This window comes from Faecalibacterium sp. I2-3-92 (genome assembly GCF_023347315.1).
GTDB classification, from domain to species: Bacteria; Bacillota; Clostridia; order Oscillospirales; family Ruminococcaceae; genus Faecalibacterium; species Faecalibacterium duncaniae.
On sequence record NZ_CP094470.1, the window covers coordinates 1,649,406 to 1,663,788 of the forward strand.

The following is a 14,383-nucleotide window of genomic DNA, read 5'->3' on the forward strand; positions in this document are numbered from 1 at the left end:
AGGATGTCCACCTATCACAAAAAACAAGGAGCAACGTATGCCAAACGATAAGATCACCGCCGTAGGTGCCAACATTGCCGAAAAAGCCGCCATGATCTGGAACGTGGCCGATATGCTGCGTGGGCCGTTCAAGCCCCACGAGTACGGTCTGGTTATTCTGCCCATGACCGTGGTGAAGCGGTTCCACGACTGCCTGCTGCCCACCCATCAGGCGGTGCTGGACACCTACGAGAAGGTGAAAAAGCTGCAGGTCATCGACGGCTTTTTGCAGAAGGCCTCCGGCTACCAGTTCTATAACACCAGCCGCTTCACCTTCGAGACCCTGCTGGCAGACCCGGACAACATTGAGTCCAACTTCCGGGATTACCTGTCCGGCTTTTCTGCCAACGCACAGGATGTGCTGGCAAAGTTCGACTTTGACAACATCATCAAGCGGATGGTGGAGAGCAACACCCTCTACCTCGTTATCAAGGAGTTTGGCTCCGAGAAGGGCTATCTTGGCCCGGACAAGATCAGCGCCGTGGACTGCGGCTACATCTTTGAGGACCTGGTGCGGCGATTCTCCGAAAGCTTTGGCGAGGAAGCCGGAGCCCACTTCACCAGCCGGGATATCATCTATCTGATGACCGACCTGCTGCTGTCCGAACCCGACCTTGATACCAGCAGCATGACCGTTTACGATATGGCGATGGGAACCAGCCAGATGCTGAGCTGCATGGAGGAGCGCATCCACGAGCTGAACAGCGACATTGAGGTGACCTGCTTCGGGCAGGAGTTCAATCCCTCCACCTTTGCCATCGCCAAGGCGGACATGATGATCCGCGGCGGCGACCCCAATAATATGCGGTTCGGTGATACTTTGTCGGAAGATCAGTTCCCCGGATTCACCTTCCAGTACATCATCTCCAACCCTCCCTTCGGCATTGACTGGAAGCGGGAGCAGAAGGCGGTGGAAGCCGAAGCCGCCCGGGGCGAGATGGGACGTTTTGCCCCCGGTCTGCCCAAGATCAGCGATGGTCAGCAGCTTTTTGTGCTGAACGGCCTTGCCAAGCTGGCAAACAAGGGCAAGATGGCCATTATCCAGAACGGCTCTCCCCTGTTCAGCGGCGATGCCGGCAGCGGGCCCAGCAACATCCGGCAGTATATTCTGGAAAACGACTGGCTGGACTGCATCATCCAGCTTTCCACCGATATGTTCATGAACACCGGCATCTCCACCTACATCTGGGTGCTCAGCAAGGATAAGCCCGCCCACCGTGCGGGCAAGGTGCAGCTTATTGACGCCAGCCACTGCTTTGAGCCACGCCGCAAGAGCATCGGCACCAAGCGCAACGACATCACCGATGCCTGCCGGGAGCTGATCGTCACCGCCTACGGCGAGTTTGCCAACGGCAAGGTATACGGCGACAAAAACGGCATCTACTGCGAGAGCAAGGTGTTCGAGAGCGTGGAGTTCGGCTACAACAAGATCGTAGTGGAGCGCCCCCAGCGGGACGAGGCAGGCAACGTTATCCTGAAGCGTGGCAAGCCTGTGCCGGACACCAGCCTGCGTGACACTGAAAATGTGCCGCTGGTGCAGGATATTGACGCCTACTTTGCCCGGGAAGTTCTGCCCTACGCCCCCGACGCATGGATCGACCACAGCAAGACCAAGGTGGGCTACGAGATCCCCATGACCCGCTATTTCTACGAGTATCAGGCACCGGAAGCCGTGGAGGATATCGTGGCGCGCATCACCGCACTGGAACAGGACATCTCCGCCGGGCTGGCAGAGCTGTTCCATAAATCCTGATCTGAGTTGTTTCCATTTTGGAAACTGCTTCACTTTTACTTTACTCAGTTTGTGCAAAATTTGTACAAATTTATGGAAAGGATTCTCAAATGAGTGAAACCGAACGGAAAAGCATGATTAAGGTTCGCGGTGGATTCAGTGAACGGAATAGAATCATCCACTTTGGTGACGTCATACAAACAACTGAATTTGAGTACTTTTCTCGGGTTGCATTATGCAATTGTATATATGACTTCATGTCCAATATATTTGAAGTCGTATATAACCCCTCTTACTCTCTTTGTCCTGAGTATTCTTCTTCGTTTGAAGCGGCATTTTGTAAGGATATGATACGAAATGTTTTCCACGAGCATGACGAATGCAGTCATCCCGATAGTTATAGTTGGAATAGCATTTACACCAGCGTCAGAGATGTAATTACTGACGCTCCTTATAATGAAGTCCTCGATATTATTGAGTATATCTGCAACTATCTTGAGCCACGCTCAGGAGCAGGAACTATTTATCAAAAGTTTAATGATTTATTCGAGCAAGAATGTATTGGCTACCGCTTTATCTCTAAACGAATTGTCCCTATTACGGATAACTCCGAAGTAAAAGAAATCGAGCAGGCTTGTCATACTCCCTTTGAAGGTGCCCGCACTCAGCTTCAAAAAGCCCTTGGTTTCTTGTCCGATAGAGAACATCCCGATTACAAAAACTGCGTTAAAGAGAGTATCAGTGCTGTCGAATCTGTCTGCAAGGTTATTTCTGGCAACGAAAAGGCTGCATTAAAAGATGCACTCAATGGTTTAATTGCCAACGGTATGAACATCCACGGCAGCTTAAAATCTGCTATTTTAGCCTTATACGGCTACGCTTCCGATGAAGGCGGCATTCGCCATGCCGAGCGTGAAACTGAAAGTACTGTTACATTTGAAGAAGCTAAATTCATGATGGTTACTTGTAGTGCAATCGTCAACTATCTAGTTGCAGAATACGGAAAGCATGGTGCTGGAAATGCGTAAAATGAAAGACAGCGGTATTGAATGGATTGGAGAGATTCCAGAGGGGTGGGAAGTAATTCCGGCAAAGTTTCTGTTTAAAAACTCTGATATGCGGCGAATTGCTAATGACGAGCAGCTAACTGCCAGCCAACAATTCGGCATCATTTCCCAAAAAGATTATACAGAATTAACTGGTTCAAAAGTTGTTCTGGCAAACAAGGGCTTGGAAGATTGGAAGCATGTTAAACCGTTTGATTTTATTATCAGCCTCAGAAGCTTTCAAGGCGGCTTGGAAATGAGCGAAATAACCGGCTGCATCACATGGCATTATATCGTTTTGAAATCTTGTCATAAAATATGCAGTTATTACTATAAGTGGCTTTTCAAATCTGATTCTTACATTCATGCCTTACAGCGCACTTGCAGCTTTATTCGCGATGGGCAGGATCTGCGGTATTCTAATTTCATTCAAGTTCCACTTTTTGAGCCACCACTTGCCGAGCAGGAAAAAATTGCAGATTATCTTAACGCTGAATGTTCCCACATTGATGCAATGCTTTCCAAAACCCGCTCCAGCATTGAGGAATACAAAAAACTCAAGCAAGCAGTTATTACGCAGGCTGTGACCAAAGGTGTGCGTGGTGAGCGGGAGATGAAGGATAGCGGAGTTGAGTGGATTGGAGAGATTCCAGCAGAATGGTCTATTTGTCCGCTCAAGCGTCTTGCCGCAATTCAAACTGGAAGCACCCCTTCAAAAACATCTTCCGAAAGTTTTTATTCTTCAATTACTGGTACGCCTTGGATAAAACCAGATAATCTTGGTTTCTCTTCTTCTATTGAGACAACAGCTGAATTTTTAACCGAAGAAGGTTGTTCCGTTGCTCGAACTTTCCCTTCAAATACTGTTTATGTCGGTTGTATTGGAAGCCGCATTGGAAATTGCGGTTACTCGCTCATTCCATGTGCTTGCAATCAACAAATCAACGCTTTAATATTTAATGAACGAATGTATTGGAAATACGGCTGGTATTTAACCATTTTTCAAGAAGAGCAATATACGCTTCTTGCAAACGGAAACGTTATTCAGATTATAAATTCCACAACTCAGGGAAATATTTCTTGTATTGTCCCAAGTATTTCTGAGCAGAGGGAGATTACCGCCTATCTTGACGCCAAATGCGCCGAAATTGACGGGCTAATTGCGAAGAAGGAGCAGCTGGCAAAAGAACTGGAAAGCTATAAGAAAAGTTTGATTTATGAGGTTGTAACGGGGAAACGGGAGGTGTAAAATGTGCGGAAGCATTGGCATTAAAAAGCTTGTGAAAGTTTTGCTTATATGGCGCTAAAAAATCCGTCTCTAATGCAGTTTTAATGAGGTATAATGTATGAAAGAATCCGATTTCTTCAGCACTGGTACTATCGAATGTAAACGAGGAACTGCTGTTTTTTCTAACGACAATTATACATTTAGCTTTTTGAATGCTCTTTCAAAGAAGCCAAATGTATATGACCGAGAGAAAGCTTTTACTCTTTCTCTCCCCGACGATGGTTTTCTAAAAGGGGTCACACATGACGGACATGATATTGCTATTTATTGTGGTTCTCCAGAGAAATTTGGAACACTAGAAATTCCTTCCTATTATAAGATTCGAACTAGCACATACATAGTTCAGTGCGGGAATCAGGCTTCCTGTGACTGGTCTCACTTCGAGGCCATTGAATTTCGTGGAGGCACATTGAATGACCTCTTCACATTTTCTGCTTCCACATTAGCCAACTGTCCAAAAAGCATTGAATCCAATACAGATTTTCGTTGTCTTTCTGGTACAATTTCGACGCCTTACGGAAACATTAAAGTCACCATAGGAAAAATCCCCCATGAGCATCATGGGCCTGATGAGTACAGCTTCTCAAATCGAACAGTCTATTTGCAACTGTTGTTTTCCAAGTCCATTAAGCTTAATGAAATTTTTCATCATATAGAAAATGTGAACAAGCTTATTTTCTTCTTGACCAGCCATAAAAACATCATTTTCGATGAGATGTATTTGTTAAAATGGCATGATGAATGCTGTCAAGTTTTTGATGATGCACAAATATTTCAAGAACCATCTGTCACTCCTGTTCAAAAGACGCCTTGGCATAACCTCTGTTTTGATGAACTCAACGATGTCGTTTTTTCCTTACTACAACTCATATATAGCAATATTCCTAACAATCCCTTTTGCTTCATGGATTTTCTGCCTTCCTCTCCTCAAGATGTTGGCAGGATGTCAACTGATATAATTCACAGCATTGTTACCTGTTTAGAATGTGAGCTTGCCCGAGTTAAAATGAGCAACTCCACTCCTGACAACAAAAGTGCAACCTACCTAGCAGAATCTGATAAACTTTCCTCTCTTATAAAAGAGCTAAAAAAAACAATTTGTTCCTTCGAAGAAGAAAACGGACCATTTCCAAGAAAGACACATGATACACTTATGGGTGTTTTTAAGCATCTTACACTTGCAGATGCTGATAAATTTTACTTGACCTATGAAAAGTATATCGATATTTTACGTCTTTTATTTTTTGACACGTCTTCCATTCCGAATCGGGAAGATATTGAAAATTTAGTGATTCATCGCAACCGTACAACACATGGAACACAACAAATTCTTGACAAGCGGCTTTGCGAGACAGCATTTTATTTAATTGGTTTGATCTATTGCATGATTCTCCACAGTCTTGGTGTCGATGACACACAATTAAAAAAACTCTGTCAAAAACATTTCTTATCAGAATAAGGAGGTCTAACCATGCCCCTCAACACCACCGAAAAGCAGTTTGAATCGGACATTGCGGCGTCGTTGCTCTCCCCTGCCGGGGGCTACACCCGCAACGGGGATTGCTACGACCCCAAGCTGGGGCTGTTTGTGGACACCCTGATCCGCTTTGTGCAAAAGACCCAGCCCAACGAGTGGACATTTTTTGAAAAGCAGAACCCGGTAAACCCGGTGCGGAAGTTCTGCACGGCCTTTAACAATGCCTGCGATGCGGACGGGCTGCTTTCGGTGTTGCGGTATGGGTTCAAGCACCGGGGACGGCGGTTCCGGGTGTGCTATTTTCAGCCGGAGTCCGCGCTGAACCAGAAGGATGCCCAGCGCTACGCCCAAAACGAGATCACCTGCAACCGGCAGTGGTTCTACTCCGACACCACCCACAACTCGGTGGACATGGTGCTGGCGGTAAACGGCATCCCGGTGTTTGCCTTTGAGCTAAAGAACCAGTTCACCGGGCAGACCGTGGAGAACGCCAAGCAGCAGTGGATGCACGACCGGGACCCCCGGGAGGTGTGTTTCCAGTTCAACAAGCGCATTCTGGGCTACTTTTGCGTAGACCTGACCGAGGTGTGGATGGCCACCCGGCTGGCGGGCAAGGACACCCGCTTTCTGCCCTTCAATCAGGGCTCCAACGGTGCCGGGCGGGACGGCGGCGCAGGAAACCCTCCCAACCCTAACGGCTATCTTACCGCCTACCTCTGGGAAGAAGTGTTCCAGAAGGACAGCATGATGGACATCCTGCAAAAGTTTATGAGCCTGCAGGACGGCAAGGCCCTGATTTTTCCCCGGTATCACCAGCTGGACGTGGTGCGCAAGCTGGTGGCAGATGTGCGGCAGAAGGGTGCCGGGCAGCACTATCTCATCCAGCACAGCGCCGGGTCGGGCAAGTCCAACTCCATTGCTTGGACGGCGTACCGGCTGGCTTCCCTGTTCAACACCGAGAACAAGCCGGTGTTTGCCAGCGTCATCGTGGTGACTGACCGCACCGTGCTGGACGCACAGCTGCAGGAGACCATCTCCGGCTTTGACCATACGCTGGGTGCGGTGGAGGCCATCGGCGAGGACAAAAACTCCGGCGACCTGCGGGATGCCATCAACAACGGCGCACGCATCATCATCACCACGCTGCAGAAGTTCCCGGTCATCTACACTGAGGTGAACAAAACCGCCGGGAAGAACTATGCCGTTATCATCGACGAAGCACACTCCTCCCAGACCGGCACCTCTGCTTTGAAGCTGAAAGCCGCCCTTGCCGACACCGAGGATGCGCTGCGGGAATATGCCGAGTTGGAAGGCAAAGCGGAGGACGAGATCGACCCGGAGGATGCGCTGGTGAAGGAGTTGACCTCCCATGGGCGGCACAAGAATCTGTCCTTCTTTGCCTTTACCGCCACCCCAAAAGCCGCCACGCTGGAACTGTTCGGCACCGAGTACCCGGACGGCAGCCACCACCCCTTCCACATTTACAGTATGCGTCAGGCCATTGAGGAAGGGTTCATTCTGGATGTGCTGCAAAACTACATGACCTATTCCACCTGCTTCAAGATCGCCAAGACCATCCCGGACAACCCCGACCTGCCTGCCAGCCGAGCGGCAAAGCTCATCCGCAAGTATGAAGAGCTGCACCCCTACAACATCAGCCAGAAGGCAAAGATCATTGTAGAGACCTTCCGGGAGACCACCAGCCACAAAATCGGCGGGCGGGGCAAGATGATGGTGGTCACCTCCTCCCGGCTGGCAGCGGTGCGGTACTTCCACGAGGTCAAGCGCTATATTACGGAGCAGGGTTATGACGATGTGCAGATCTTAGCGGCATTTTCCGGTGCCGTACCGGACGGCGGCGTGGAGTACACGGAGCAGTCCCTGAACGTCCGCGCTGATGGCAGTCACATTGCAGAGAGCCAGACCAAAAAGGAGTTCCACAACAACTTCAATGTGCTCATCGTGGCAGAAAAATATCAGACCGGTTTTGACGAACCGCTGCTCCACACCATGATCGTGGACAAAAAACTGAAGGGCGTCAAGGCGGTGCAGACCCTCTCCCGTCTGAACCGTACCTGTCCCGGTAAAATCGACACCTTTGTGCTGGATTTTGTGAACAAGGCAGAGGACATCCGGGAGGCCTTCCAGCCGTTTTATCAGGAGACTTTTCTGGAGCAGGAGGTCAACACCGACCTCATTTACAAGACCCAGAAGGAGCTGCGGAGCTTTGCCGTCTATTCCGATGCAGACGTGGAAGCCTTTGCCAAGGAGTATTTCCGCAGCACCAAGCAGGATAAAAACGCCGTGGGCCGCATGAGCAGCGTCTTGAAGCCGGTGGCAGACCGCTACAACCAGAAAACGCAGGCCGAGCGGTACCAGTTCCGCCGCCTGCTGCGCAGCCTTGTCAAGTGGTACGGCTACGTTTCGCAGGTGGCACGGATGTTCGATGAAGAGCTGCACAAGGAGAACGTATTCTGCGCTTACCTGCTCAAACTGCTGCCGCCGGACGAGGTCTCTCCGCTGGACTTGGAGGGCAAATTACAGCTGGAGTATTACAAGCTGCAAAAGACCTTTGCCGGTGCCATCGAGCTGGAACGCGCCAAGGGCGTCTACGAGCCGGTCACCCAGAAGGGTGCTCTCGGCCACGACCCCAAGGAGCCGCTGGACGAGATCATTTTGAAGATCAACGAGAAGTTCAAGGGCGAGTTCACCAATGCCGACCGGGTGCTGCTTACTGCCCTGCATGACCGTCTGCTGGCCGACCCGAAACTGGCAAAGCTGGCGCGCAGCTCCGATCCGCAGATCTTTACCGAGAGCATCTTCCCCAAAGCCTTTGACACCGCCGCACAGGACAGCTATCTTGAAGCGCAGGACACCTTCTCTTCCCTGTTTGAGGACACCAGCAAGTACAAGGCTATTATGTCGGCATTGGCAGAGTGGCTGTATGGAGAATTCCGGAAGAAGTAAAACAGTTTTTCTTTTTATTTGCTTAAAACAGCCTGCATCCACGGGATGCAGTTCAAGGGTTTGGGTGCTCCCAACAAGCATTTTGCAACGCAAATGGTGTTTGTATAGACAGACACATTGCTTGCAAATGCAGACATTGTATATACGTCTGCCCTGCTTGCTACAATTGTGTTGGTTCTGAAAGGTTCACAGCCAGTGAGCTATACAGACGCCCAAACCTAAGCTACAATTGAGATGTGTAGAGAGAACGCTGCCCTGCTTGAGCTACCACGCTCGGAATCGCAAACTGTTCTCCGCCATCTCCATTGCAGCGTTCGATCGACGCAGGTTGAGTAGATGTTGCCGTACATTCGTGTCACAAAGCAAGCTGAATCGGTAATGGGCATAGGCGGAACCGGCATTAAAGGAGGTCAGAAAAATGGAAGCTGCTGTTATTACCGCCGTCGGTATTGATGTGTCTAAGAGCAAAAGCACAGTTGCGGTACGGAGACCCGGAGGCGAAATCGTACTTCGGCCTTTCGATGTCCGCCACACGAACAGTGACTTAAAAAAGCTGACATCCACACTCAAAAAGCTGGGAGGCGATATTCGTATTGTAATGGAACATACCAGTACGTACTGGAGACCGATCGCGCTGACATTAAAGGAAGCAGGCTTTTTTGTTTCCGTTGTCAATGCGATGCTGATCCACGATTTTAGTGATAATACGATCCGAAAGCTGAAGACGGACCGTGCGGATGCTCTTAAAATCGCAAACTATGCGCTTACCTTTTGGGATATACTGCCCCCGTTCAATAATGAAGAAGAAACCAGGCTGCTTCTTAAAATGCAATCCAGAGCAAATGAGCGGATCACTGCGACTGCAACAGCGTTGCGGAACGGTCTGATTGCGCTGGCTGACCAAACATTTTCCGGGGTAAATATTGCGTTTGCTCCGAACACAAAAAATGCGAATAGACATGAAAAATGGGTAGATTTCTTTCTGCGTTATTGGCACAAGGATTGTGTCTGTCAATATTCCATGGAGGCTTTCACGGAATCTTATCGGGGCTGGTGCAAACGAAAAAACTACAAGTTCCGTACAGATACCGCTCACAAAATCTATCTGCTTGCACAGGAAAGCGTGGCTACTCTTCCGTAATGCGAAAGTACAAAGATGCTGATCACGCAGGCTTGCAAAAGCCTGAATGCCGTTTGCGAGGCCAAGCAAAGCACCCAGCTTGAAATGCAGCGGTTGGCTGCAATGCTCCCCGAATACGAGGTTGTGATGCAGATGGAAGGAGCCGGACCCGTTACCGGGCCTGCTCTTATGGCCGAAATTGGTGATGTTCGGCGGTTCAAAAACAAGAAAGCGTTGGTGGCCTTTGCTGGTATTGACGCACCGCCGTTCCAGTCTGGTGCATTTGAATCCAAGTCACGCCATGTTTCCAAACGAGGCTCACCGCATCTGAGGCGAACCATTTTTATTATATCGAATATTATTTTAACACGCTCAAACCCGGAAAATGCAGTTTACTGCTTTATGGACAAAAAGCGTTCCGAAGGAAAACATTATTACGTTTATACCGTCGCAGGAAGTGCGAAGTTCCTGCGGGTCTATTACGCTCGTGTTACTGAATTTCTACGGTCCCAGCCATCTTATGATGCCTATTGATGATTTCTGATGAACCATTACGATGATTTTCAGCTGACAAGCTGTGCTGTCGGCTTATTAAAGTTGCCGGATGCTTAACTGCACCCGGCAATAAATTTTTGATGATTTTTTGTTCAGGCTATTGACACTCGTTAGCAGGTTTGTTACTTCTACTATATACATTACATATAGAGCTTTTTATAATCATCCCCTCTTTTAATTATCTATATATAGTGTTGGTATATCTCTCAAAAAAAGCGGTCGAAGTGGTAACATCCCATATTTGCCGTCGATTTCGGCTCCGTTGTTACTTGCGTTACCGAATATTTTGCAGTATCCTTTTGTTATCAGAAGAATTCACTAGCTTTTCTGTATTCATAGGCCTGCTCAATATTAGCGATGATCACCTTTACGCTGCTCTTTCCAACTCGCTGGTTTTCCTGTCTGTTTTCGACATATCCACGGTCCTTGAAACCACGGATGCTCTTTTCGTAGGAAAAGCCATTGTCGATCAGCATTTTTCTGAGACAATTCGGCAGGATATAGGTTTTCTTTTCTCCTGGCTCATATCTTCCGAGCCGCGGTTCTCGTGCTACTTCATTAAGATGTTTCACTTCAAAATGCTCCTGATTGGAAGCAATCCATTCCTTTACAGTATCCCATGCACACTCTACCGCATCTGCCTTCTGCTCTTTCTTCAGTGCTTCCAGCAGTTCAAAACCCATTTCCCATGCTGCACCACATGCCTCCTCACCAGCATTAAAAACAGCCTTTGATGCAATAAAGTCCGCAAAGACAAGCACAGCAACAAATTCCAGATGAATGCTCGTACATTTTTCATAGAGCATCGCGTACATCGAAACAAACTCATCCCGGAAATTTGTATAAGCCTGCCGCAGCTTGCTGGTGCCCTTTTCCAGCTCATATTCATGGAACAGGTAATCCATAAACATTTGCCCTGCAAAGCCGTAGTTCTCCGCTGCTGTCTGATGCACTGTTCTGGCAAAGTCCGTGTCACCGATTGGTGATGCATACAGTTCCATGACGCGCGTATTTTCACCGTCCATGGAATTCTGCACCGTGATCGGTTGTTCACCAATTGACAGAATGGTATTGCACCATGTCTGCATTTTCTGCGTACCACCGATGCGGTCACCACGCATCTTTCCAATACCATTGCCCAGCATATACATCATTCTAGACAGATTTTCATACTTCAAACTGAGCGACTGCAGCTCATCCAGTGCCAGTGGAATGTTCCGCACTGTACCTGCCGTGTGCTCGATGCCGACCGCAGTGCTATTATAGCTCCGCAGCAGCACATTAGGATCGCCGTAGATGGACACTGCTGCCTTCAGCACCGCCGTCTTACCACTGCGAGAGTTTGCCCAGAGGTGGAAGATGAACGGCCGCTGTTGAAGGGGCTGCAGCAGCACAGATGCGAAGGATGTCGCCAGCATGACCCGTGCAGCCTGCATCGTGCGCAGCGTTGCTGCCATCTCCATCCATTTGTCTTTGTCACCGTGCGGCATAACAGCAGCGATAATCCGATGGCTTTCCTCGCCGACACCATCATAGGCGGCACGGCTTTCCATGTGGTAAGGGAAGAATTCCCTGTTCTTGACCCAACCCATGCGCTCGATACTGCGGTGCCGCGGAATGACGGTTTTGTTGGAAGTTTCAAGAGCTTCCATATATTTGACTGCCTCTTTAGAGGTTTCCGATGTCACCGGCAATCCCTGATTTGCATATTTTACCAGTTTGCTCTTATCCATTGCATCGCCGCGTGGAACGATAATTTTTCTCCAACGGCAATCACCATAGAAAGCCAGTTCCAGCTTTACATCTTCATCATCAACATTCCTCATTCGCCGGGAAATATAAACCGGTGCGGAAAAAGCTGATTTTGCATAGGGAACGCCATTCAGGAATTCAATGTGTCGAACTCCTTCCATATCGACTTCCCAGCCTTTCGGCACCACCAGTCCATTCAGTTCCATGCCATCCAGTTCCAATGCCTTGCAGAACTCCTGTCCGCCTTCGTGTATATCTGCCTTTCCACCAGTGGTGGTCAGCATTTTTTCAAGGTCCCGGACTCCGATCTTCAGTTTGCCATATTTTTCCTTCAGCTTAAAATACTGGATTGGCTGGTGTTTCCGTGCATAACGTACCAGCTGAAGATTCTTTTCTTCTAAAGCCTCATCAACTGTCAGCTCCTCTTCCAGCAACTTTTTTACACGTTCTTCTATAGTGTAGTATGCAAAAACGATCGGTGCCCGAACACCGCACCCCTCTTTCGGACAATCAAATCCGAAAAAGTCCCGGATATAACGGCAGGAGCATGGACGGCTCATTTTTGCAGCACGCTCGTAATATTCCTCTGTCTGGTCGTAAGAATATCCGGGATATGTCTCGCTCCTCTCATGCACTTTTTTCTGACCGTCTTCCGTAACGGCAACAATAGAGATCATCGTATGCCACATTGGCTCTGGCAGTGTTGCGGCATTTTCAATGCAATAATCAATAAAAGCACACTTTTCACACATACGTTCCGCAGGGCCGACCAAATCGCTCTCTGCATGGAACTCAACAATTTCGGTAATTCGCTTAAATTCTTTAAAAGCAGTTACCGGATAGCGGAATTCCTCGGCACTATATACCTCGCACCGTTTCGGCGGGTTGCTCTTAAAGTTCAGTGAACCCGGAGCCCGAAACATTCGAGGAACATCCTGCACATTGTCCAGTTTCCATCCCTTTTTACGCCCCTCTGCAATGACATACATACCGAACCCGGCAGAGAGTTCCCGGATCTGCTCACGCTCATCCTCGTTATGGATAATAAACGGCTCGTTCAGAGGCCAAATGGCATGCACGCCGTTGCCCGACCGCACAATGATGGAAGGCTTCAGCTTCAAACTGTTTACAAATGCAATCGCTTCTTCTTCCGTCTTCGGCAGTGCGGTTTCTTTGTGTGCCGGCCCCAGCACATCCACATCCGCCACCATGCAAACAACGGTGTGAATCTGTCCGATACCACCTCTGACACTCGATGGCAGCCCTTCCTGACGCAGTGCAACGCAATAATAGGTGTTGGCACTGGTACCCAGCACTTTAATGCGCTCCGCTGCTTTGTCCAGTTCCGTGACCGGGATATGCTCATTTCTGGAATCCGGCAGCGTCGTGATGGTAATGCATCCTTCTGTGCATTTACCATACAGCGTCTGCAAAAAATCCCTCGTTGTAATATTCATAGGCTTCTCTCCCCCCTGTGTTTTTAACGTGTAATCAATCTTTTTCTCTACATATCCGTACCTCCATTCTACCACGTTGCCTTTCAGACCAACGAACTTCTGAAGTTCACTTTCCTTCCGCTGCTCAAAATTAAAGGCCTTCATAGAGCGCACGATTTTCGGGCAAAATACAACCTTTTTACCGTTTCTTTCACACAATTCTCACATTTGCAGCCATTTCGATTATTTTCTCGTGAACTACAAAGCAGGCAACCTTTGCAGTTGCCCATTGATCAGGGCATCTACAAAAGTCGCCTGCTTTGTTTACCTATCATCGAATCATGCTGTTGCATAGCAAATGACCAGCGGCAATTACCTCTGAACTGCAATAATTCCATGACTTCCACTTTCTCCTTTCATCTGGCTCGGAAATAAAGGCCTTCACTATGTACACCGAAATCGGGCAAAAAGGAGACACTCTTCATGTTTCTTTCACAAAATTTTAACATTCAAAGCCTTATCCAAATCTATTCACCCTGCCCTTTATTGTACATAGCAGCTTGTGGAATAGGACGAAAAAAGCCGGTAGGCTTTCGACCTACCGGCTGTTCGTCTGTTTATATTCAGCTTTTGACGGTTTATATTATAGCACCGATTCGCTTACGATGCAATACGTTTTTTCTCCAATATAAGCCATTTTCTCCAATCAAATAGCTTTTCTCCATTTAAGCATCACTTTACTCTACTATTCATTCACCATTCTCTACTCTCCGGAACAACTACATGTCTGCAATCTCCCCGATGCACCTGTTCTATATAAGAATTCAGCGCGCCGCACGGCGGTGTTCCCTGCTTTTCGTACATCCTGTATCACCTGCCCTATGTATAAAAGTATACCATGGCAGCTGGACGGCTTCAACAAAATCTCGTGCAATTCTTATGGCAGAATTGATGTTTGTGCCTGTCTGTGG

6 protein-coding genes and 1 pseudogene are annotated in these 14,383 nt (G+C 48.4%); 6 read left to right on the forward strand and 1 reads right to left on the reverse strand.

The window, feature by feature from the left end; all coding sequences use genetic code 11:
- Window positions 1-37: 37 nt before the first annotated feature.
- From MTP42_RS08035 to MTP42_RS08060, 6 genes and pseudogenes are all read left to right on the forward strand, one after another.
- Window positions 38-1,792: a type I restriction-modification system subunit M gene (locus MTP42_RS08035; protein WP_249257087.1), complete on the forward strand. Its 1,755-nt coding sequence runs from the start codon at window positions 38-40 to the stop codon at window positions 1,790-1,792.
- Between the two features lie 89 nt (window positions 1,793-1,881).
- Window positions 1,882-2,799 carry an AbiJ-NTD4 domain-containing protein gene (locus MTP42_RS08040; protein ID WP_249257088.1) on the forward strand — a complete coding sequence of 306 codons (918 nt, stop codon included), beginning with the start codon at window positions 1,882-1,884 and terminating at the stop codon, window positions 2,797-2,799.
- A 1-nt stretch (window position 2,800) separates the two neighbouring features.
- Window positions 2,801-4,066: a restriction endonuclease subunit S gene (locus MTP42_RS08045; protein WP_249257089.1), complete on the forward strand. Its 1,266-nt coding sequence runs from the start codon at window positions 2,801-2,803 to the stop codon at window positions 4,064-4,066.
- Between the two features lie 97 nt (window positions 4,067-4,163).
- Entirely contained in the window at window positions 4,164-5,564 is a 1,401-nt protein-coding gene (locus MTP42_RS08050) for a hypothetical protein (protein ID WP_156068152.1), read from the forward strand.
- 12 nt (window positions 5,565-5,576) lie between these two features.
- Entirely contained in the window at window positions 5,577-8,549 is a 2,973-nt protein-coding gene (locus MTP42_RS08055; RefSeq protein ID WP_249257090.1) for a type I restriction endonuclease subunit R, read from the forward strand.
- Window positions 8,550-8,982: 433 nt separating this feature from the next.
- Window positions 8,983-10,203 (forward strand): annotated as a pseudogene (locus MTP42_RS08060) (IS110 family transposase).
- Window positions 10,204-10,529: 326 nt separating this feature from the next.
- Here the strand turns inward: MTP42_RS08060 and MTP42_RS08065 are convergent.
- Entirely contained in the window at window positions 10,530-13,577 is a 3,048-nt protein-coding gene (locus MTP42_RS08065; protein WP_249257091.1) for a DUF927 domain-containing protein, read from the reverse strand.
- Between the last annotated feature and the right edge of the window lie 806 nt (window positions 13,578-14,383).